At 69.4% G+C, this 22,171-nt stretch carries 19 protein-coding genes; 5 read left to right on the forward strand and 14 right to left on the reverse strand.

Annotation, left to right across the window (positions count from 1 at the left end):
- Positions 1–36: 36 nt before the first annotated feature.
- Positions 37–1,065 carry a zinc-binding alcohol dehydrogenase family protein gene (locus A5704_RS16415; protein WP_067760760.1) on the forward strand — a complete coding sequence of 343 codons (1,029 nt, stop codon included), beginning with the start codon at positions 37–39 and terminating at the stop codon, positions 1,063–1,065.
- A gap of 6 nt (positions 1,066–1,071) precedes the next feature.
- On the opposite strand, the gene A5704_RS16420 is transcribed toward A5704_RS16415, so the two are convergent.
- The 3 genes from A5704_RS16420 to A5704_RS16430 all read right to left on the reverse strand — a co-directional run bounded on the left by A5704_RS16420 (position 1,072) and on the right by A5704_RS16430 (position 5,299).
- A complete protein-coding gene (locus A5704_RS16420) occupies positions 1,072–1,833 on the reverse strand; it encodes a CPBP family intramembrane glutamic endopeptidase (RefSeq protein WP_067760762.1) in 762 nt (253 codons plus the stop codon).
- 167 nt (positions 1,834–2,000) lie between these two features.
- The gene (locus A5704_RS16425; RefSeq protein ID WP_067760764.1) at positions 2,001–4,394 is read right to left on the reverse strand and encodes a phosphoketolase; all 2,394 of its coding nucleotides are present in this window, start codon (positions 4,392–4,394) and stop codon (positions 2,001–2,003) included.
- Between the two features lie 56 nt (positions 4,395–4,450).
- Complete coding sequence (locus A5704_RS16430) at positions 4,451–5,299, reverse strand: SDR family oxidoreductase (RefSeq protein ID WP_067760766.1); 849 nt, start codon at positions 5,297–5,299, stop codon at positions 4,451–4,453.
- Positions 5,300–5,395: 96 nt separating this feature from the next.
- Between A5704_RS16430 and A5704_RS16435 the strand changes: the two genes are divergently transcribed.
- Positions 5,396–5,905 carry a GNAT family N-acetyltransferase gene (locus tag A5704_RS16435; protein ID WP_067778389.1) on the forward strand — a complete coding sequence of 170 codons (510 nt, stop codon included), beginning with the start codon at positions 5,396–5,398 and terminating at the stop codon, positions 5,903–5,905.
- A gap of 7 nt (positions 5,906–5,912) precedes the next feature.
- Here A5704_RS16435 and A5704_RS16440 read toward each other — a convergent pair whose 3' ends face one another.
- From A5704_RS16440 to A5704_RS16450, 3 genes are all read right to left on the reverse strand, one after another.
- Complete coding sequence (locus A5704_RS16440) at positions 5,913–6,410, reverse strand: DUF427 domain-containing protein (RefSeq protein ID WP_067760771.1); 498 nt, start codon at positions 6,408–6,410, stop codon at positions 5,913–5,915.
- 55 nt (positions 6,411–6,465) lie between these two features.
- Positions 6,466–8,058, reverse strand: coding sequence for an alkaline phosphatase family protein (locus A5704_RS16445; RefSeq protein ID WP_231969145.1), 1,593 nt, complete (start codon positions 8,056–8,058; stop codon positions 6,466–6,468).
- A 179-nt stretch (positions 8,059–8,237) separates the two neighbouring features.
- Complete coding sequence (locus A5704_RS16450; RefSeq protein ID WP_067889921.1) at positions 8,238–9,155, reverse strand: undecaprenyl-diphosphate phosphatase; 918 nt, start codon at positions 9,153–9,155, stop codon at positions 8,238–8,240.
- A 161-nt stretch (positions 9,156–9,316) separates the two neighbouring features.
- On the opposite strand from A5704_RS16450, the gene A5704_RS16455 reads away from it, so the two are divergent.
- The 3 genes from A5704_RS16455 to A5704_RS16465 all read left to right on the forward strand — a co-directional run bounded on the left by A5704_RS16455 (position 9,317) and on the right by A5704_RS16465 (position 15,465).
- Positions 9,317–11,710 (forward strand): CaiB/BaiF CoA transferase family protein, encoded by a 2,394-nt coding sequence (locus A5704_RS16455; protein ID WP_369828465.1) that lies wholly within the window; start codon positions 9,317–9,319, stop codon positions 11,708–11,710.
- Positions 11,711–11,769: 59 nt separating this feature from the next.
- Entirely contained in the window at positions 11,770–13,254 is a 1,485-nt protein-coding gene (locus A5704_RS16460) for an acetyl-CoA acetyltransferase (protein WP_067889925.1), read from the forward strand.
- A gap of 99 nt (positions 13,255–13,353) precedes the next feature.
- Positions 13,354–15,465, forward strand: coding sequence for an NAD(P)H-binding protein (locus A5704_RS16465; protein WP_067889928.1), 2,112 nt, complete (start codon positions 13,354–13,356; stop codon positions 15,463–15,465).
- Here the strand turns inward: A5704_RS16465 and A5704_RS16470 are convergent.
- The 8 genes from A5704_RS16470 to A5704_RS16505 form a co-directional block, all read right to left on the reverse strand.
- Positions 15,462–16,187, reverse strand: a complete 726-nt coding sequence (locus tag A5704_RS16470) for a DUF72 domain-containing protein (protein ID WP_067889931.1) — start codon at positions 16,185–16,187, stop codon at positions 15,462–15,464. The genes A5704_RS16465 and A5704_RS16470 overlap by 4 nt on opposite strands.
- On the reverse strand, positions 16,184–16,819 hold the full coding sequence (locus A5704_RS16475; RefSeq protein WP_067889939.1) for an endonuclease: 636 nt from the start codon (positions 16,817–16,819) through the stop codon (positions 16,184–16,186). Before A5704_RS16475 ends, A5704_RS16470 begins: the two co-directional genes overlap by 4 nt.
- A gap of 43 nt (positions 16,820–16,862) precedes the next feature.
- A complete protein-coding gene (locus A5704_RS16480; protein ID WP_067889940.1) occupies positions 16,863–17,195 on the reverse strand; it encodes a TfoX/Sxy family protein in 333 nt (110 codons plus the stop codon).
- Between the two features lie 8 nt (positions 17,196–17,203).
- On the reverse strand, positions 17,204–17,581 hold the full coding sequence (locus A5704_RS16485) for a nitroreductase family deazaflavin-dependent oxidoreductase (protein ID WP_067760789.1): 378 nt from the start codon (positions 17,579–17,581) through the stop codon (positions 17,204–17,206).
- A gap of 95 nt (positions 17,582–17,676) precedes the next feature.
- Positions 17,677–18,162, reverse strand: coding sequence for a hypothetical protein (locus tag A5704_RS29265; protein ID WP_067760795.1), 486 nt, complete (start codon positions 18,160–18,162; stop codon positions 17,677–17,679).
- Positions 18,163–18,324: 162 nt separating this feature from the next.
- On the reverse strand, positions 18,325–18,813 hold the full coding sequence (locus tag A5704_RS16495) for a hypothetical protein (RefSeq protein WP_067889943.1): 489 nt from the start codon (positions 18,811–18,813) through the stop codon (positions 18,325–18,327).
- Positions 18,814–18,879: 66 nt separating this feature from the next.
- Positions 18,880–21,201: an endopeptidase La gene (gene lon / locus A5704_RS16500; RefSeq protein WP_067889946.1), complete on the reverse strand. Its 2,322-nt coding sequence runs from the start codon at positions 21,199–21,201 to the stop codon at positions 18,880–18,882.
- A gap of 151 nt (positions 21,202–21,352) precedes the next feature.
- Positions 21,353–22,171 (reverse strand): alpha-hydroxy acid oxidase (locus A5704_RS16505; RefSeq protein WP_067760801.1); only part of this gene is annotated, 819 nt, incomplete at its 5' end.

A 22,171-nucleotide genomic window follows, 5' to 3' on the forward strand; every position in this document is an offset into this window, starting at 1 on the left:
CGTTGCGGCCGTGGCGGTTGGCGGCATGATTGACGGATGATTGCACCGCTGTCCACCGCGGCCATGCGCGCATGGCGGGTGCGTCAACCCGGCCCCATGGACACCGCCCCGCTCGAGCAAGTCGCCTCGGAGGTGCCGCGCCCCGGGCCATCGGATTTGCTGGTCGCCGTCCGGGCCTGCGGCGTCTGCCGCACCGACCTGCACGTCACCGAGGGCGACCTGCCCGTGCATCGCGACCACGTGACGCCCGGCCACGAGGTGGTCGGGGAGGTCGTGGAAATGGGCGCGCAAGCGGGCGACGAGTTTCGAGTGGGAGACCGGGTCGGCATCGCCTGGCTACGCCACACCTGCGGGGTGTGCAAGTACTGCCGCCGCGGCGACGAGAACCTGTGCCCGCAGTCCCGCTACACCGGCTGGGACGCCGATGGTGGTTACGCCGAATTCGCCACGGTTCCCGCCGCTTTCGCGCATCCGCTGCCCGCCGGTTACAGCGACAGCGAGCTCGCGCCGCTGCTGTGCGCCGGCATCATCGGCTACCGCTCCCTGCTTCGTGCCGACCTGCCGCCAGGCGGACGGCTCGGGCTGTACGGCTTTGGCGGCAGTGCCCACATCACCGCGCAGGTCGCGTTGGCGCAGGGCGCCGAGGTGCACGTGATGACCCGCGGAGCCGAGGCGCGTGAGCTCGCCATGCAGCTCGGGGCGGCGTCGGCGCAGGGAGCGGCCGACCCGCCACCGGTGCCACTCGACGCGGCGATCCTGTTCGCGCCGGTCGGGGAGCTGGTGCTGCCCGCGCTGGAGGCCCTGGACCGCGGCGGCACCCTCGCGATCGCCGGCATCCACCTGTCCGACATCCCGGTCCTGAATTACCAGCGACACCTGTTTCAGGAGCGCCAGGTCCGCTCGGTCACGTCGAACACCCGGGCCGACGCGCGGGCGTTCCTCGACTTCGCGGGCGAGCATCACATCGAGGTGACCACACCGGAATACCCGCTGGACCAGGCGGATCGGGCGCTGGCCGACCTCAGCGCGGGCCGCATCGCCGGCGCGGCGGTGCTGCTGGTGTGAGCGCCCTCAGCTGGTCAGATGCCACACCAGGGCGGCGGCCAGCGCCCCAAGCCCGTTCAGCGACCAGTGCAACGCGATCGGCGCGATCAGGCTGCCACTGCGCCGGCGGAGCCAGCTGAAGACGAAGCCGGCCGCACCGGTGGCCAGCACCGCGCCGGTGACACCCGCCAGCATCCCCACGACGCCGCCGCCGAACAGCCGGGTGAAGCCGACGTTGCTGCTGGTCAGCCCCAGCGACGTCGCGACGTGCCACAGGCCGAACAGCAGCGAACCCGCCAACGCGACCCCGCGGAAGCCCCAGGCCCGGTGCAGCGCGCCGTGCAGCACGCCCCGAAATGCCAGCTCCTCCGGGATCACGGTTTGCAGCGGGATGATCACCATCGATGCGATCAGCGCGCCGGAGACCGTGGCGTAGCGGTGGTTGAGGAACATCGGCCGGGTCATCGGCAGCAGCACCCCGACAGCTATCACCGACGCCACGACCAGCACCGCGGCCACGGCATAGCCCAACCCCGATTTCCAGTGTTCGCGCCCCAGACCCAAATCGGCCCACTCCAGACCGTTGGCGCGCATCAGGAACACCAGGCCGACGGCGGCGGCGGGAACGACGCAGATGCCGGCCCAGGGGGTGGTGAAGTGGGCGACCAGGTTGGTCAGCACCAGCACGAGCACGACGACGGCGATGTCGAGGTGGATCCGGACCCTGTGCAGCGCCGACAGCTGCGCGAGCACCGGGTGGGTGTCAGCGATGGCGGGCGCCTCGGGCATTTGGCCAGTTTACCGGTGAGCCGCGGCGGCGTGACTCCAACGAGATGGCCGTCACGGTTGTGGTCGGCGCCCGGGGCGCGACCGTGACGGCAATCTCGGCGCGCATGTACGTCTCGCTCCCATCACTGCTCGCTCGCCTCCCAGCCTGATCGGTCGTCTCGCTCCCATCACTCACTACGTTCGTTCTGCTCGCTCGCCTCCCAGGTCCAGTTGGCGATCTGCGGGTCGTCCTCGCCGTGCTCCCGGGTGTAGATGCGCGCCGCGAGCCGGGCGTCGACCATGCGCTGGCGCAGCACCGCGGCCTTGCTGGCCAGCCCGTCCACCCGGTCGATGACGTCGATAACCAAGTGGAAGCGGTCCAGATCGTTGAGCATCACCATGTCGAAGGGTGTCGTCGTGGTGCCCCGCTCCTTGAACCCACGCACGTGGATGCGCGGGTGGTTGGTGCGCCGGTAGGTGAGCCGGTGGATTAGCCACGGGTAGCCGTGGTAGGCGAAGATCACCGGCTTGTCGCGCGTGAACAGCGCGTCGAACTCCCGGTCCGGCAAGCCGTGCGGGTGCTCGGAATCCGGCTGCAGCCGCATCAGGTCGACGACGTTGACCACCCGGACCGCGAGCTCGGGCAGTTCGCGACGCAGGATGTCGGCCGCGGCCAGGGTTTCCAGCGTCGGGATGTCGCCGGCGCAGGCCAGCACGACGTCGGGTTCGGCGGTGGCGGTGCTTGCCCACGGCCAGATGCCCACGCCGCGCGCGCAGTGCGCGATGGCCTGGTCCATGTCCAGGTAGGCCAGCGCCGGCTGCTTGCCGGCGACGATGACGTTGATGTAGTCGCGGCTGCGCAGGCAGTGGTCGGTCACCGACAGCAGCGTGTTGCCGTCCGGCGGCAGGTACACCCGGGTCAGTTCGGCCCGCTTGTTGGCGACCAGGTCGATGAAGCCGGGGTCCTGGTGCGACGCGCCGTTGTGGTCCTGGCGCCAGACGTGCGAGGAGAGCAGGTAGTTCAGCGACGCGATCGGCCGCCGCCACGGCAGCTCCAGGCTGGTGGCAAGCCACTTCGCGTGCTGGTTCAGCATCGAGTCGACGATGTGGACGAACGCCTCGTAGCAGTTGAACAGGCCGTGCCGGCCGGTCAGCAGGTAGCCCTCCAGCCAGCCCTGGCACAGGTGCTCGGAGAGCACCTCCATCACGCGGCCGTCGGGCGCGAGGTGCTCGTCGTCGGGCCCGATTTCCGAGAGCCACACCTTGTCGGTCGACCCGTAGACGGCGTCCAACCGGTTCGACGCGGTCTCGTCGGGACCCATCAGCCGGAACCGGTCGGAGTTGCGGGCGATCACGTCCCGCAGGAAGGTGCCGAGCACCCGGGTCGCCTCGTGCGTCGTGGCGGCGGGCCGCGGCACCGCGACGGCGTAGTCGCGGAAGTCCGGCAGGTCGAGGTCGTGCAGCAACAGTCCGCCGTTGGCGTGCGGGTTGGCGCTCATCCGGCGGTCACCGCTGGGCGCCAGCGCGCGCAGCTCGGCGCGCAGCCTGCCGTCGTCGTCGAATAGCTCCCCGGGCCGGTAGCTGCGCAGCCACTCCTCGAGCTGGGCGCGGTGCTGAGGGTTGTCGTGCGTCTCGGCCAGCGGGACCTGGTGCGCTCGCCAGGTGCCCTCGACCTTCTTGCCGTCCACCACCTTCGGGCCCGTCCAGCCCTTGGGGGTGCGCAGCACGATCATCGGCCACACGGGCCGCTCGGTCCCGTTGCCGGCGCGGGCCGCGCGCTGGATGGCCGCGATGTCGTCGAAGGCGTCGTCGAGGGCGGCGGCCAGCTGCTGATGGACGTTCGCCGGATCGTCACCGGCGACCGTGATGGGCCGGTAGCCGTAGCCACGTAGCAGCGCCTCGAGTTCGTCGTGCGGGATGCGCGCCAGCACCGTCGGGTTGGCGATCTTGTAGCCGTTGAGAGCCAGGATGGGCAACACCGCGCCGTCGGTGACCGGGTTGAGGAACTTGTTGGAATGCCAGCTGGCCGCCAGTGGCCCGGTTTCGGCCTCGCCGTCCCCGACCACGCAGGCCACGACCAGATCCGGGTTGTCGAAGGCCGCGCCGTAGGCATGCACCAGCGCGTAGCCGAGTTCACCGCCCTCGTGGATGGAGCCGGGCGTCTGGGCGGCGACATGGCTGGGGATGCCGCCGGGAAAAGAGAACTGCCGGAAGAGCTTTCGCAGCCCTTCGGCGTCCTGCTCGATGCCGGTGTACACCTCGCTGTAGGTGCCCTCGAGGTAGGCGTTGGCGACCAGCGCCGGGCCGCCGTGGCCGGGCCCGGTGACGTAGATGATGCTGGCGTCGCGGTCGCGGATGATCCGGTTGAGGTGCGCGTAGATCAGGTTCAGGCCCGGGGTGGTGCCCCAGTGCCCCAGCAGCCGCGGTTTGACGTGCTCGGGCGAGAGCGGTTCGGTCAGCAGGGGATTGTCCAGCAGGTAGATCTGCCCGACGGACACGTAATTGGCGGCGCGCCAATACGCGTTGATCAGGTCGAGTTCGTCGTCGGCAAGGGGAGCGGTTGTCTGGGTTTCTAGGCTCACTCAGCCGATTGTCCGCGCTTGCGGTGAACGGCGCCCGACGCGGTCGCGATCGCCGACTACTCTTCGCCGCGGGCGCGCGACTCGTAGGCCCTGCGCTGCTCGGCGTCGACGTGGTCGGTGAAGACGTGCTCGCCGCCGAGCGCGCGGTTGAGCCCCTCGGACAGCGCGCGCGGCATGAACTTCTGCGAGGCGATCAGCGCGCCGGCCGTCTTGGTGACCCGCACACGCGGCCTGGGATGCGCCACCAGGTTGACGATCGCCTCGGCGATGTCGGCCGGCTCGGCGTTCTTGATGCCCTTGGCCCCCGACGTGCCGGCGATCAGCTCGGTGTTCACGAACGTCGGCATGACGACCGAGAATTTCACGCCCGTGCTGCGGTATTCGATCCGCGCGGCGTCGGTGAACCCGATCACCGCGTGCTTGCTTGCGCAGTAGGTGGCCGCCCCGGCGATGTAGGTCTCGCCGGCGAGCGAGGCGATGTTGATGACGTGGCCGGATCCGCGGGGCACCATGCGCTGGGCTGCCAGTTTGCTGCCCAGGATCACGCCGTAGACGTTGATGTCGAGGACGCGCCGGGTGACGGCGTCCGGCTCGTCCACGATCCGGCCGAGCGGCATGATGCCGGCGTTGTTGACCAGCACGTCGACCGGGCCGAGCTGGCGCTCGACCTCGTCCAGGAAATCGGAGAACGAGTGCGGGTCGGTGACGTCGAGTTTGCCGTACACGTCCAGGCCGAGCGCGGCGCCGGATTCCTTCACCCGGACCTCGTCGACGTCGCCGATCGCCACCTTGGCACCCAGATTGTGCAACGCGGTGGCGGTGGCCAGCCCGATGCCCCGGGCGCCGCCGGTGATGACGATGACCTTGCCGCGAACCTTCAACCCGACCGATGCCGTGTCTGCCATTTCCCTACCCTCCGAATTCTTGACGGGTGTCAACAGGCGACCCGGTAAGCACAGCACTCGGCGTCGGGCTGCGCAACAACCGTGGATACTGCACCGGTGATCGAGGTGCGCGCGGCGGTCCCCGCCGATGCCGACGAGGTGGCCCGCCTGCACGTGCGGTCGTGGCGGTCGGCGTACCGCGGTCTCGTCGCCGACGAGTACCTGGACAGTCTGACCCCGGAGGCGGTGGTCGATCGGTACGCCTTCGGCCGCGTGGGGTTGCGAATGCCCTCCACCTTGGTCGCCGTCGACGGCCCCGCGATTCGCGGCTTCGCCACCGCGGGCCTGTGTCGCGACGCGGCGTTGCCGAACTTCGGTGAGCTGATGGCTCTTTACGTCGACCCGGCGCACGCGGGTGCGGGGGTGGGCACCCTGTTGCTGGGGGCGGCCCGGTACCGGCTGCGGGCGATCGGCGTGACCGGGGCCGTGTTATGGGTGCTGGACGCCAACGCCCGCGCCCGCCGGTTCTACCAACGAGGCGGCTGGCGGCTCGATGGGGCTTGCCGCACAGAGCATTTCGGTGATGAACCGGCGCGACTGGTGCGTTATCGACTCGAGCCGGTGTAGCGGCGCATCACCAACCCGTCGAGCCCGGAACCCCTTTGAACGGCCCGGTCACCCAGCTGGTGATCCAGCCGCCGTAGAAACCGCCTGGTTGGGGCAGGACGACCTCTCCATTGACCGTGCAGCGGTCGACGTTGGCGGCCATCACCGCGACCGCCCCGGCGATAGCTTCGAATCCCGGCGCCGGACTCAAATAACTCCACGCGGATTTCGGGGCCACGACCCCGCCGGCGAGCAGGTCGTAATAGGTTGCCCTGCCTTTCCATTCACACCACGAGCTCCCGGACGCCCGGCGCAGCGCGCCGTCGGCGAAAGCCTCGCGCGGGAGGTAATAGGTCGGTGGATGACTCGTCTCGAGCACCCGCCAGGCCCGCCGGGTGGAAGCGACGACTTCCCCACCCAACTCGACGGTGATGGGACCGGTGAACGGCTCGACTCTGGGCGGGCGTGGGTAGTCCCACACCGACTCCTGGCCGGGTGCGGAACGTCCGGATTCAAAACGGCTCATGTGGGTTGCCTCGACTCGTCGGTCACTTCGTACCTCCGGCCAGGCTACGACCAATCTAGGGCCAGTATTCGTTCATCGGCTGGGCGAATTTGTCGTTGTTGGTGAGGCGGGGAAGCTGGAGGGAATCTTCGATGGTGCGCAGCAGGCTGTAGTGGTTGTTGTGGCTGGTGGACACCAAATGACCTTGGCGCATACCCGAATTCGGGGACGGGATGACGATCATCGGGATGTGGTTGCCTTCGTTGCCGTTGGTCAGCGACAGGTTGTTGTAATCCTCGTCCCACGTGATGAAGATGGCGCTGCGTTGCGTCTGGAAGGCGGGCGAATTGACGATCGTCGGCAGTACCTGCCGCAGAAACTGGTCGCCGGCCTTGATGTTGTACTGATGCGATGTCAGCTGGCTGCCAACGAAGCGCAGGTTGACCGGTCCTTCCATGTTGTTGTTTTCGTCGGCGGCGAACCACACGAAGTTCGGGGTGGTGTTGGCCGAGGCGAGATCCGTGGCCAGCCGCGTCAACGGCAGCACATGCGCCTCACACCGCGGGGTGTTGGACACGATGTCGTGGAACGCGAGGAACGGTAGTTCGCCCGGGGTGTATGGGCCGCTCGACGTCTTGGCGCACGGGGTGGGCATGGACTGCTCATAGCTGGCCCACGTCTTGTTGTTCGCCTCGACGGAGTCGGCCAGGTTGGGCGCGTCGAAGCAGTTCAGTTCGCAGTTGTAGTTGGCGCCGAAGTCGGATCCGCCGAGGATCGGGTAGTAATTGGGCAGGCTCGGGTGCGTCAGGGCGAAGTAGTTGGCCCCGTAGCCGTACGAGCTGATGAGGCTGTTGATGTACGGCGCATTGGGGCTGCCCACAACGTCTTTCACGCCATGGTTTTCCATGTACACCAGGAACACGTGGTCCAGTGGCTTGACCGTCGAGTTGGGCGGCGTGGGCAGCGGCGGGGCGGGCAGCGGGGCGCCGACGGTGAACGAGAGGTTGTCGGCATACGAGTGGTTGTACGCGCCGCCCGCCCAGTGGGTGTCCTTGAAGAGGACGGTCACCCGCGCGCTGCGCGTGCCGGCCGGGATTGTCCCGGTGGTGCTGCGCTCGAACAGCTCATTCTGGAATTCCCGCTGGAACACGGAGACCGGCCCGATTTTCCCTGTGCCCAGCGGTAATTGGCTGGCGGCCAGGAAATCCACGGTGGCCGACGCCTCGGACAGCTCCAGCCTGTTGCCGCCGAGCCAGCCGCTGAACGTGTACGGCACGGTGCCGGTGTCGATGGCCGCCGCGGCACCACTGAGGTCGACGACCTGGGTGATGGTGGACGACGCCACGTTCCCGCCGCCGAAGTACTGGGCGCCGCCGTCGGGAGGCCCGTGCTGGGCGGACGGAAACGCCAGGAACTTCGGCATGGTCGGCCCGGGCGACCCGAGCGGCGAGGGCAGGCGGACCAGGGTGTTGTATTTGATGACCGTCGGCGTTCCCGTCACGGTCCAGCCGGGCATGGTCACCCCGCTGTATCCCGACAATGACGGGTCACCGAGTTCGGCGCCCGGGTTGACCAACAGGTTCGGACTCATCGGGACCAGGGCGCCCACCTTGGGAGCCGTCAACGTCGAAAGCGCAAGCAGGGCGGTCCCGGCGGCAGCGCCGGCCACACGACCAAGGCGACAAAACATTCAGGCTTCACCTCTGTGATTGGGACGCCGCGCATTTGCTCCGTCGATGGTGAGCTACGCCACGCCGCGCGCCTATGTTCTTGCGCGAATCGATACCCAGCGGTTGCCGTTTGGTGACCGAGTCGGTGAAGCCTTGTCACCGAAATCGTGTACGGCGTTCAGCTGATGGCGAGCCACACCAGGCTGGCGCCGCCGGCCAGCGCGCAGTAAACGGCGAACGGCGTCAGGGTTCGGGTCTGGAAGTACCGCGTCAGGAACCGCACGGCGAGGTAAGCGCACACGAAAGAGGCGATGCTCCCGGCGAGCACCTGGCCGCCGATCCCGGCCGCGCGGGGCCCGAACAGTTCCGGGATCTTGTACACGCCGGCGGCCAGGATGATGGGCGTCGCCAGCAAGAAGGAGAACCGCGCGGCGTCCTCGTGTGACAAGCCGCGCCACAGGCCGGCCACCATGGTGATGCCCGAGCGGCTGATGCCGGGGAGCAGGGCCAGGATTTGCGCGGCGCCGATCAGGACGCCGCGGCGCAGGGGGAGTTGGGCCAGGCGGTTGTCGACGGCCTCGCCGCTGTGCGCGGGCTCTTCCCCGGCGGTTTGGTCGTGGTCGGGCGTGGGGGAGACGCGCCGGCGCAGCACCTCGCCCGCGTAGAGGGCGATGCCGTTGAGCAAAAGGAAGATCGCCGCGGGGACGGGCTTGCCGAGCGTGGTGCGGAACGTCCGCTCCAGCGCCAGCCCCGCCAGCCCGACCGGGATCGTGGCGCCCACGATCAGCCAGGCGAGCCGCTCGTCTGCGGTCTGGATGCGTCGATACCGCAACGACGACGTGAATCCGGCCACGATGCGGAGCCAGTCCCGCCAGAAGAAGACCAGCAACGCGGCCGCGGTGGCCACGTGCAGGCCGACGATGAATGCGAGGTAGGGCGATTCGGGGGCGGAGACGCTCAGGTCCCGGGCCCATCGACCGCCGACCACCGCCGGCACCAACACGGCGTGCCCGAGGCTGGAGACCGGGAACAGCTCGGTGACGCCCTGGAACGCCCCAACCACCACGGCCTCGATGTAGGTCAGGTGCGCGCTCATAGTGGATGCCTCCGTCGGATCGTTTCGCCCATGGCCTCGCCGATCGGCCTGTGACGATAGCCGACGGCGGGTTGGCCCACCCAATCAGCTTGCCCAGTTGGCCTTTTGGGGGGACAACACGGGGCCGGGCCGGATCAGGCACCTGCGGGTACGGTGTGCTGATGTCCGAGGGGTTGCTCGACGCCGTGCGCGTCCTCGACTTGTCGAGCGGCAATGGTGACGCGGTGACGCGCCTGTTCGCCGACCTGGGCGCCGATGTGCTCAAGGTCGAACCGCCGACCGGAAGCCCCGCGCGCGATGCGCCGCCGACGCTCGCCGGTGCGAGCATCCCGTTCGCCGTGCACAACGCCAACAAGCGCAGCGTGGTGCTGGACCCGTTCGACGAGGACGACTGCGGTGTCTTCCTCGACCTCGCCGCGCAGGCCGACATCGTCGTGGACGACGGCTTCTACGGGGAGGCCCCCACATTCGGGACGTCGGTCGAGGAGCTGGCCGCCCAGCATCCGCATCTGGTGGTGCTGTCGATCACCGACTTCGGGGCGACGGGCCCGCGGTCGTTGTGGCGGGCCACCGATCCGGTGCTGTACGCGATGTCCGGTTCGCTGTCGCGATCCGGTCCCACCACCGGGACCCCGGTGTTGCCGCCCGACGGAATCGCGTCGTCCACCGCCGCCGTCCAGGCGGCGTGGGCAACTCTGGTTGCCTACTACAACCGATTGCGTTGCGGCACCGGTGAATTCATCGATTTTTCGCGGTTCGACGCCGTCGTCATGTCGCTCGATCCGGCGTTCGGCGCGCACGGCCAGGTCGCCGCCGGCATCCGCCGCACGGGACAGTGGCGGGGCCGCCCGAAGAACCAGGACGCCTACCCGATCTACCCGTGCCAGGACGGGTACGTCCGGCTGTGCGTGATGGCGCCGCGCCAGTGGCGGGGCTTGCGGCGCTGGCTGGGTGAGCCGGCCGATTTCCAAGACCCGAAGTACGACGTGATCGGCGCGCGCTTCGCCGCGTGGCCGCAGATCAGCGAGTTGGTCCAGGCGCTGTTCGCCGGACAGACCATGAAGGAGCTGGTGACCGAGGGGCAGGCCCACGGCGTGCCGATCGCCGCCGTGCTGACGCCGTCGTGGGTGATGGATTCCGAGCATTTCCAGGCGGTGGATGCGGTCACTGATGCGGAGCTGGTCCCGGGGGTGCGCACCCGCGTGCCGACCGGCTACTTCCTCGTCGACGGCCACCACGCGGGTTTCCGCAGTCCGGCCCCGGCGGCGGGGCAGGACGGGCCGGGCTGGCGCGGAAACCCCGCGGTGGTGCAGTCACCGTCGGGCCGCATCGGCGACTATCCGTTTGCCGGCGTGCGCATCCTGGATCTCGGCATCATCGTGGCGGGTGGAGAGCTGAGCCGCCTGTTCGGCGACCTGGGCGCCGAGGTCATCAAGATTGAAAGCCCCGAATACCCGGACGGGCTGCGGCAGGCCCGCGCCGGCGACGCCATGAGCGAGTCGTTCGCCTGGACGCACCGCAATCACCTGGCGATGGGCCTGGATCTGCGCAGTCCCGCTGGCAAGGAGATCTTCACCCGGCTCGTCGCGGAATCCGACGCCGTCTTCGCCAACTTCAAGCCGGGAACGCTTACCGCGCTTGGCTTTTCCTACGACAACCTGCGCGCGGTGAATCCGCGCATCGTGCTCGCCGAGAGCAGCGCATACGGCGATCGCGGTCCGTGGAGCACGCGCATGGGCTACGGCCCCCTGGTTCGCGCGGCCACCGGCGTGACCCGGCTGTGGACGGGCGACGATCCGGAGGCGCACGATGGCGGCGCCCGGCACCACTTCTACGACGCGACCACGATCTTCCCGGACCACGTGGTGGGACGGATCACCGCGATCGCGGCGCTGGCCGCGCTGATCCACCGCCATCGCTCGGGCGGCGGGTCGCACGTGCACATCTCGCAGGCCGAAGCCGTCGTCAATCAACTCGACACCCTGTACGTCACCCAGGCCGCGCTGGCCGCGGGCGTGCCGCGAATCTCCGATGACACCAGCTTGCACGCCGTCTATCCGTGCGCCGGGGACGACGAATGGTGCGTGATCTCGATCGGCTCCGATGAGGAATGGCGTTGCGCCGCAGGCGTTTTCCATCACCCCGAATGGGCCGACGATCCGCGCTTCGCCACCGGCGAGGCGCGGCTGGCGAACCGGCGCGAGTTGGTCGGTTTGGTGTCGGCGTGGACCCGGACGCGCACCCCGGTGCGGGCAGCCCAACTACTGCAGTCCTCGGGGGTCGCGGCCGGACCGATGAACCGGCCGCCCGACGTGCTGGAGGACCCGCAGCTGGTCGAGCGAAAACTGTATGCCGAGATGCTGCATCCCCTCGTCGAACGCCCGCTGCCCGCGGAGACGGGCCCGGCGCCGTTCCACCACATCCCGCCGGCCCCGCAGCGCCCGGCCCCCGTGCCGGGCCAGGACACCGTCGACGTCTGCCGACGGGTGCTCGGCATGAGCCCTCCGGAGATCGACCGGCTCGCCGCCGAGGGCGTGCTGTTCGGGCCGCCGTGACGCGCGGCGAACGCGCCCCGCGCGACCCGCCGGATCGATAGCCACGCTAAGTTCGACCCATGACCGTCGACCCCAGGACACCGGTGCTGATCGGCTACGGCCAGGTCAACCACCGCGACGAGATCGACCCGGACAAGCGGTCCGTGGAGCCGATGGACCTGATGGCGGCCGCGGCCCGGCAGGCCGCCGATTCGCGGGTGATCGAGGCCGTGGATTCCATCCGCGTGGTGAACATCCTCTCGGCGCAGTACCGGGACCCTGGGCTGCTGCTCGGACAGCGGATCGGCGCGAGCGACTTCACCACCCTCTACAGCCCCGTCGGCGGCAACGTGCCGCAGTCCCTGGTCAACCAGGCATGCCTGGACATCCAGCGGGGCCGTGCCCAGGCGGTGCTGCTCGCCGGCGCCGAGACCTGGCGCACCCGCCGGGGGCTGCGGGCCCAAGGCGGCAAGCTCGAGTGGACGATCCAGGACGACTCGGTGCCGATGGCCGAGGTCAGCGGCGACGACGTCCCGATGGCCGGCGACGCGGAGATCAGGATCCGGCTGGACCGTCCGGCCTATGTCTACCCACTGTTCGAGCAGGCGCTGCGGATCGCCAACGGCGAGCCCGTCGAGCGGCACCGCAGGCGCATCGGCGAGCTGTGGGCCCGCTTCAACGCCGTCGCGGTCGACAATCCACACGCGTGGATCCGCAAGCCGGTGACCGCCGAGGAGATCTGTGAGCCCGGCCCGCAGAACAGGATGATCAGCTGGCCCTACACCAAGCTGATGAACTCCAACAACATGGTCGATCAGGGCGCCGCGCTCGTCTTGACCTCGGTGGAGCAGGCCCGGCGACTGCAGGTCCCCGCGGACCGCTGGATCTACCCGCACGCGGGCACCGACGCGCACGACACCTCGGCCATCGCCGAGCGCGACGAGCTGCATCGTTCTCCGGCCATCCGGATCGCCGGCGGCCGCGCGCTGGAGCTGGCGGGCCTGGGCATCGACGACATCGACTATGTCGACCTGTACTCCTGCTTTCCCTCGGCCGTCCAGGTCGCGGCGGCCGAACTCGGGCTTGCCGTCGACGACCCCGCCCGCCCGCTCACGGTCACCGGGGGGCTGACGTTTGCCGGCGGCCCGTGGAGCAACTACGTGATGCACTCCATCGCCACCATGGCGGAGTTGCTGGTGGCCAACCCCGGGCGACGCGGACTGATCACCGCCAACGGCGGCTACCTGACCAAGCACAGCTTCGGCGTGTACGGCACCGAGCCGCCCACCGAATTCCGTTGGGAAGACGCGCAACCGGCGGTCGACCGCGAGCCGACTTGTGCCGGCCTGATGGAATGGGAAGGCGTCGGCAAGGTGGAGGCGTGGACGACGCCGTTCGACCGCGAGGGACGACCGGAGAAGGCCTTCGTGGCCGTGCGCACGCCCGACGGCTCGCGGACCCTGGCGGTGATTACCGATAGTGCCGCGGCGCAGGCCACGGTGCGGGAAGACATCGGCGGCGCCAAGGTTTCCGTCGCCGCAGACGGCAGCGCCGCGCTGCAATAACCGCCCTCGCCGGGTCTACTGGCGTTTGCTCAGTAACGGTCGCGTAGGTCATGCCGGCTGCCTATTGTTTAGTTTTGAGGTCGGGGGAGGTGAGCCCAGGTGCAGATCCTGGTTACCGACGCCACCGGCGCACTCGGGCGGCTGGTTGCACGGCAGCTGATCGCTGCCGGGCACACGGTCAGCGGCATTGCCGAGCGCCCGCATCCCTGCCTGGATCCCAGCGTCGAATTCGTTTGCGCATCGCTGAGCGACCCCGTCCTGCGTGAGCTCGCCGACGACGCCGACGCGGTGGTTCACCTGGCCCCGGTCGATACGACCGCGCCCGGCAGCTCCGATCTCGAGGGCCTCGCGCACGTGACCGACGTCGCCGCCCGCGCAGGCGCCCGGCTGCTGTTCGTGTCCCAGGCCGCGGGCCGGCCCGAGCTGTACCGGCCGGCCGAGGACCTGGTCGCCACTAGTTGGGGCCCCAGCCTGGTGGTCCGGATCGCCCCGCCGGTCGGCCGCCAGCTCGACTGGATGGTGTGCCGCACCGTGGCCACGCTCCTGCGCACCAAAGTCTCGGCGGAGCCGATGCGGGTGTTGCACGTCGAGGACCTGGTTCGCTTTCTGGTGGCGTCGCTGAACACCGACCGCACGGGTGTGGTGGACCTCGCCTCGCCCGACACCGTCAACGTCGTCACCGCGTGGCGATTGCTGCGGTCCGCCGACCCGAGATCGCGGTTGAACCGGGTGCGCAGCTGGCCGCAGCTCATCCCGGACATGGACATCGCCGGGGTGCAAGAGGATTGGTCGTTCGAGTTCGGCTGGCAGGCGCTCGAAGCGGTCGCCGACACCGCCCGCGGCCTCGTCGGCCGCCAGATCGCCGCCGCGGGCGCCACCGGGCACGGTCGCCAGGTGGCCCTTCCGGTCGAGGTGGTCCCGCGCCCCGGCCCCTCTGGCGACGAGCGCAGCGCGGCGCCCGAGGGCGTCGAGGGCGAATTCGACGACCGGATCGACCCCCGCTTTCCGATCTTCAGTGCGGGCAACCTCGCCGAGGCGCTGCCCGGGCCGCTCACCCCCATCACGCTGGACGTCCAGCTGAACGGACTGCGCACGGCGAATCGGATGCTGGGCCACGTTCTGGCGCTCGGCGGCGTGGTCGGCGACGAGTGGGCAAACCGGGCCATCGCCGTGTTCGGTCACCGGCCCTACGTCGGGGTGTCGGTCAACATGGTCGCCGCCGCGCAGCTGCCCGGCTGGGACCAGGAAGCCGTCGCCCGGGACGCGCTGGTGGGCCGGCCGCATGTGGGGGACCCCCTGCCGTTCGGGGAGCCCGCGCTGGCCGGCGGGGCCCTGGGGTCGATCGCCAAAGCCGTCGTCGCGGGCCGGTCGCTGGCGCTCCTGCGCCATCTCAAGTCCGACACCCGCGCTTACTGCGCGGCCGCCGAAACCGAACACCTCGACGCGGCGCAGCTGGCGTCGCTGCCCGATGCCGGCCTGGAGGTTCGGATCGGCTTGCTTCGTGACCGCATTCATCAGGGCTGGATCCTGACCGCGTTATGGCTGATCGACAGCGGTGTCACCGCGGCAGCGCTGGAGCGGAGCAACGCGGCGCGCGGTGTGCCCGGGGTGGGCATGATCATGGAAAGCAGCATCGTGGCGTCCGAAACGGCCCAGCTGGCCGCCGTGCTGCGGGCCGACCCGCCGCTGTGTGCGCTGGCCCAGGAGGGCAACCTCGCCAGCATCCGCGCGTTGTCTCCCACGACCGCGGCCGCCGTGGACGCGACCGTCGCCCGCATCGCGCATCGCGGGCCCGGTGAGGCGGAGCTGGCCAGCCGAACGTACGCCGACGACCCGACGATGCTGCTGACGGCCGCCGGGGAAGCCGCCGTGGCCGCCGCCGCGTCGACCGAGCCGGCGTCGCCGACGCTGGCCCAGCGGCTCACCACCAACGCCCGCGACTCCCGCGAGCTCGCTCATGACGCCACCCTGCGCTTCACCCATCAGCTTCGAATCACGTTGCGGGAGTTGGGTTCTCGCCGAGCCGCCGCGGACCTTTTCGACGTAGCCGAGGACGTGTACTACCTGACCTGTGACGAGCTGGTCAGCATGCCCGGCGACGCCCGGTTGCGGATCAAACGTCGCCGCGCCGAGCGGGACCGGTTGCAGGCGCAGCGCCCGCCCGAGGTCATCGACGGGGCGTGGGCCCCCGTCGACCAGATCTCCGATTAACCCAGCAGTTCGCGCAGGTACAGCGCGTTGCGCACCGCGTGGCCGCCCAGGTCGTTGTTGAAATACATCCACACGTCTTTGCCGTCGTCGCTCCACGCGATGATTCGCTCCGCCCACTCCCGCAGCTGGTCGTTCGAGTAGGAGCCGGCATAGATCGCGTCCTGATCCGGACCGTGCATGCGCACGTACACCAGATCGGTGGTGGCGCGCGGCACGCACGCCAGTCCGGCGCCGCTCATCACCACGTAGGCGGCGCGGCGCCGTTCCAGCAACTCGTAGACGCCCTCGTGGTTCCAGGACGGGTGGCGCAGCTCGACGGCCACCCGGATCGACTCCGGCACGGCCTCCAGAAAGGCGTCCAGGCGCGCGTCGTCGCGCTGCTGCTCGGGGTGCAGCTGCACGAGTAGCACCCCGCGGCGATCACCGAGCAATTCCCAACAACGCTCGAAGCGCTCGATCCACGTGCCGGACGACGCCAGGCGACGGTAGTGCGTCAGTCCTCGATGCGCCTTGACGGACATCTTGAAGCCGTCCGGCAGCTTGTCGCGCCATCCCGCGAAGGTCGTATCCTTCGGCCACCGATAGAAGCTCGCGTTCAGCTCGACGGTATCGAACACCTCGACGTAGCGCGCCAGCCGGCGCGCGGCGGGCAGGCCCGGCGGGTACAGCACGTCCGCCCAATGGTTGTACGACCACCCGGAGGTACCGATGCGGACGGTCAACCGGTCACCTGCCGACGCACGCCGTCGTCCAGCGACACCCTGATGAGCGCGGCGGCGAGCCTCGCATTGGCCTGCGGCGCAAGGGCTCCCAGCCTTGCCGGTTGTGCGGGCAGACCCAGTTGCTTGGCCGCGGCGGTGGCGCGGTCGTCGAAATACGGCCGCAGCCAGGTCCAGACGTCCTGCACCTCGCGCAAGAAGATGTCGGCGCCGGTGTCCCCAATTCCCTTGAACTGCTTGAGCAATCGTTTCGCCGAGGGGGCGTCGTGTTGGCTGCGTTCGGCCAGCGCGCGCAGATCGCCGGAATATTCGTCGCGCACGCGCTGGGCCATGTCGGTGAGCCGGGTGGCCGAACTTTCGTCGTAGCGCACGTAGTGGGCCCGGCCGAAGGCGTCGATCATGGTCTGCCGGTCGGCGTCCAGCACGGCCGCGGGGGTGCGCAGACCCGCCTCGAACAGCTCCCGCCCGGCCGCCATGGCGATGGCGGCATCGATCGGCTTACTGGCCAGCATGCACACCACCAGCAGCTGAAATAACGGCATCGGCTTGTCGCCGAGCTTGATTCGCGCCTCGGCCGCGTAGGTGGTGCCGGCGACGTCGAGCAGTCGTCGCACCAGTCGCTCGCGGTTCGGCATACCCGACCACGTACCCGCACCGGGTGTCAGCAAACCGCGCCGGTCACTTGGCGGGCAGGCTGCGCGCGTAGCCGACGCCGCGCGTCACCCAGCTCTGCAGCTGGCGTTTGGTGCGCACGCCTGCGGCGTCCACCCGCACCCAGCCGCGGACGTCGCGGCCTGCCATCACCATGGGGCTGACGTGGTCTCGCTGCAGCACTTTGTCGAGGTCGTCCTTCGGGACCCTGACCAGCAGACCGCCCTGGCCGCTGACCGCCACGGACATGTTGCCGTTGACCAGGAACGCAAGGCCGCCGAACATGCGCTTCTCCTCGATGCCGTGCTCGGAGGCCACGAGCTCGCGGATTTCGTTCGCCAGGTCTTCGTCGTAGGCCATGCGGCGCGTCAGTCCAGATCCACCCGAATGGTCAGCAAGTCGCTGCCCATCAGGCGCACCACCGCGCTGTTGAGCCGCGGCAGGTCACCCAGCCGGCGCAGGGGGTCGTCGTCGGGCAGTAGATGCGCTGTGCCGCTGCGCCATTGGCCGCCGATGCGCACCCGAACGGCGGGATTGGCCTTGATGTTGCGGACGTAGTCGGAGTGTTCGCCGTGTTCGGAGACCATCCAGAACTGATTGCCGACCAGGCGCCCGCCGACGGCGGTGCGCCGCGGCCTGCCGCTCTTGCGGCCGGTGGTTTCCAAGCTGATTCCGGGCATTTGTCGGCCCACCGGGTTGACGAGCAACCGCTGCACGCGGTGGACCACTTGGCGTTTGAGACTCACGGGTCCATTCAACGCCGAGCGTGCCGCCGCTGTCACCGTGCAACGAAACAGCCGCCCCCTTTCGGGGGCGGCTGCACGTCGTTAGCTACCGGACTTTAACGCGGAGAGCCGACGTTTCCGCCGACGCTGCCGCCGGCGTTGGCACCGCCGACGGGCGTGTACGCCTGGAACCCGGTAGACGTCTGGACGCCCCACTGACCGAGGTCAGGGTTGAACACGACCGGAAGCTGGGCTCCGTCCGGGTCACCCACTGGCGGGACCCAGGTGGCCGGTAGGCCGTAGCGGCCCGGGTCGTTGTAGTGCCCCGGCGGCGGGAAGTTGTCGTGTCCCGGGGGAAGCGGGCTGCCAGGCGCGTTGCAGTTCACGCCCGGCGCGCCGGGGTTACAGATCGGCTGTCCCGGCACATGCTGGCCCGGCAGGTCATCCCGGTCGCCGCCCGGGACGTTCGGACCCGGAATGCCCGGATTCGGCACATTCGGGCCATCCGGGCCGGCTTGTGCGATGCCGGCGCCGATGCCGAGCGCCGCGGACGTAATGGTTCCGGCCATGATTGTGCCGGCTGTGATTTTGCTCAGATTCATCAGTGAACCCCCTTGTCGAGCAGTTTGGCTGCCTGAACAGCAGCTGAACCAATTGACTTGGTGATTCGCTCACCCCACCGCCCTCATCGGGCAGTCGAACCTCCAACCCCGCAGATACCCGGGTGTCGGACGTCGAAAACCTCTTCGCCGTATTTGCTGGCCTCACGCAGGCCGGGGGGCGGGAACGCCGACGGCGCGCAACACCCATTCACGCGGGACCGAGAAACTCAGCGACCGACGGGGGAGGGTGGTCAGCACCGGCTCCGGAATCGCCGTCTTGTAGTGCAGCGACAGCTGACCCGTGAAGGCGGGATCGACCTGGGCGACGTCGACGTTGACCGCTATTCCGGTCGACGAGATCTCGGCTCCAACCGGGCCCTCCTGCGGAGCATCCCAGCGCTGGTCGATGGCCCGCCCGGCGAGCTTGGGCACCGTGGACAGCGTGCCGAGCACCCGCTGGGAGGTGAGCACGAGGGAGCCGACGTAACTGCGGACGCTGCCCTTGGAAACGAGCCCCGGCACCGAGCCGCCGAACCGGAAGGTGACGGGGACGTATTCGGCCAGCAGGAGGATCCCCTCCGGTTCGACCTCTGCTCTCATGTCGGCGGGAAGGTTGCCAATGCGTAGCAACCTTCGCAAGATCACGGCCATTCACGGACCTTAACGCGGTTGGCCGGGATGCGCGCGAGTTTGCTGCGCATCCCGGCCAAGCTCAGCTCAAGCGGCGACCGTCGCGGTCTGCGCGACCGGTTCCAGCGCCTGAGCAACGATGTCGGCGACATCGGTCACCGGCCGCACGTTGAGCGCGCCGAGCACCTCGGCCGGCACGTCATCCAGATCCGGCTCGTTGCGCGACGGGATGAAGACGGTCGAGAGGCCGGCCCGCTGGGCCGCCAGCAACTTCTGCTTCACGCCGCCGATCGGCAACACCCGGCCGTTCAGCGTGACCTCGCCGGTCATGCCGACATCTGAGCGGACCTGCCGTCCGGTGGCCATCGACACCAGGGCGGTCACCATGGTGACGCCGGCCGACGGGCCGTCCTTGGGCACCGCGCCGGCGGGCACGTGGACGTGAATGCGCCGGTCCAGGGCCTTGGGGTCGACGCCCAGCTCGGTGGCGTGGGAGCGCACGTAGGACAGCGCGATCTGCGCCGACTCCTTCATCACGTCACCCAACTGACCGGTGAGCTGCAAGCCCGCCTCGCCGTCCGTTGCGCCGGCTTCGATGTAGAGCACGTCGCCGCCCAGGCCCGTGACGGCCAGGCCGGTGGCCACGCCCGGCACGGCCGTGCGTTCGGCCGATTCCGGGGTGAACCGCGGACGACCCAGGTAGTCGACCAGATCCGGCTCGTCGATCGTGATCGGCTCGGGGGCCTCGGCCAGCTTGGTGGTCACCTTGCGGAGTGCCTTGGCCAGCAGCCGCTCGAACTGCCGCACGCCGGGCTCCCGCGTGTAATCGGCGGCGATCTTGCGCAACGCGGCGTCGGTCAGCGTCACCTCGTCCTCGGTCAGCGCCGCCCGCTCCCGCTGCCGTGGCAGCAGGTAGTCCCGCGCGATGGCGACCTTGTCGTCCTCGGTGTAGCCGTCGATCTGCACCAGCTCCATGCGGTCCAGCAGGGCCGACGGGATGTTCTCGATCACGTTGGCGGTGGCCAGGAACACCACATCGGACAGGTCCAGGTCCAGATCCAGGTAGTGGTCGCGGAACGTGTGGTTCTGCGCCGGGTCGAGCACCTCGAGCAGCGCAGCGCTCGGGTCGCCCCGATAGTCGGATCCGACCTTGTCGATTTCGTCCAGCAGCACAACGGGATTCATGGTCCCGGCCTCGCCGATCGCCCGCACGATCCGGCCCGGCAGCGCGCCCACATAGGTGCGGCGGTGTCCGCGGATCTCGGCCTCGTCGCGCACACCGCCCAGGGCGACGCGCACGAACTTGCGGCCCAGCGCCCTGGCGACGCTCTCGCCCAGCGACGTCTTGCCGACGCCGGGGGGACCGGCCAGCACCATCACCGCGCCGGAGCCGCGGCCGCCGACCACCTGCAGCCCGCGCTGAGCGCGGCGGGCCCGCACGGCCAGGTACTCGACGATGCGGTCTTTGACGTCGTCCAGCCCGTGGTGGTCGGCGTCCAGAACGCCGCGCGCGGCCTTCAGATCCGTCGAGTCCTCGGTCCTGACGTTCCAGGGCAGGTCGAGCACGGTGTCCAGCCAGGTGCGGATCCAGCCGCTCTCCGGGCTCTGGTCGCTTGACCGTTCCAGCTTGCCGACCTCACGCAGCGCGGCCTCCCGCACCTTCTCGGGCAACTCCGCGGCCTCGACACGCGCCCGGTAGTCATCGGAGCCGTCGGGCTCGCCTTCCCCGAGTTCCTTGCGGATGGCCGCCAGCTGCTGGCGCAGCAGGAACTCCTTCTGCGTTTTCTCCATGCCCTCGCGCACGTCCTCGGCGATCTTGTCGTTGACCTCGACCTCCGCCAGGTGGGCGCTGGTCCAGTCGATCAGGACCCGCAACCGCTCGGCGACGTCGACGGTCTCGACCAGCTGCCGCTTCTGCTCGCTGGACAGGTAGGACGCGTACCCGGAGGTGTCCGCCAGGGCCGACGGGTCGGTCAGCCGGTTGACGTAGTCGATGATCTCCCAGGCCTCGCGCCGCTGCAGCATGGCCAGCAGCAGCTTCTTGTACTCCGCTGTCAGCGCCTTGATCTCGTCCGTCGTCTCCGCCTCGGGGACCTCGGTCACCTCGACCCACAGCGCCGCGCCGGGCCCGGACGCTCCGGTCCCGATCTGCGCCCTGCGTTCGCCGCGGACCACGGCCGCGGTGCCCCCGCCCGCGATGCGGCCGACCTGCAGGATCTTCGCGATCACACCGTGCGACGGGTAGCGGTCGTCGAGCCGGGGCGCGATCAGCAGCTGCCCCGATTCGCTCGCCTGAGCGGCGTCGATCGCCGCGCGCGCGGTGTCGTCGAGCGCGATCGGCACGACCATTCCGGGCAACACGATGGTGTCAGTGACGAACAGCACCGGCACCGATTTGGCTTCAGCCATCAATCCTCCAAAATCTGAGTCTGATGCGCTCAACCCAGCCCGGTGCCGGTTTGTTCCCGGGCGTGGTTTCGCCACGAGCGTGCGGCTGGCCGCACGCTCGAAGTCCAACGTGCGGCCCGCCGCACGTTCGGGACGCGGGTGCGCGCCGCCGTTACGCTGGCGGCGAAATGGGCCCGAACCGCCGCAACTGGGTCACGTGCTGCGGCGAAAGCTCTTCGAGGCAGGTGACACCGAGAAGCCCCATCGTCCGGATGATCCCGCTCTGGAGGATCTCGATGGCGCGGGTCACACCCGCCTCGCCACCGGCCATCAGCCCGTACAGGTAGGCGCGCCCGATCAGCGTGCACCGCGCACCCAGCGCGATCGCCGCGACGATGTCGGCGCCCGACATGATGCCGGTGTCGACCAGGATCTCGGTGTGCTTGCCCAGCTCACGGGCCACGGTGGGCAGCAGGTGAAAGGGTACCGGGGCCCGATCCAGTTGCCGCCCCCCATGATTCGACAAGACGAGGCCGTCGACGCCGCGATCGACGACGGCGCGGGCGTCCTCGAGCGTCTGGATGCCCTTGACCACCAACTTGCCCGGCCACTGAGCCTTGATCCACTCGAGGTCGTCGAAGGTCAGGCTGGGGTCGAACATCGTGCTGAGGTACTCGCCGACGGTGCCCGACCAGCGATCCAGCGATGCGAAGGACAGCGGCTCGGTGGTCAGCAGGTCGAACCACCACTTCGGGTGCGGCACCGCGTCCAGCACGGTGCGCAGCGTCAGCGTCGGCGGGATCGTCATTCCGTTGCGGTTGTCACGTAGCCGCGCGCCCGCGACCGGGACGTCGACGGTGGCCAGCAGGGTGTCGAACCCCGCGTCGGCCGCGCGCTTCACCAGCGCCATCGAGCGGTCGCGGTCGCGCCACATGTAAAGCTGAAACCACTTGCGCCCCTGGGGAACAGCGGTCACCAGGTCTTCGATCGC

This window comes from Mycobacterium sp. E735 (genome assembly GCF_001666955.1).
GTDB lineage: Bacteria > Actinomycetota > Actinomycetes > Mycobacteriales > Mycobacteriaceae > Mycobacterium.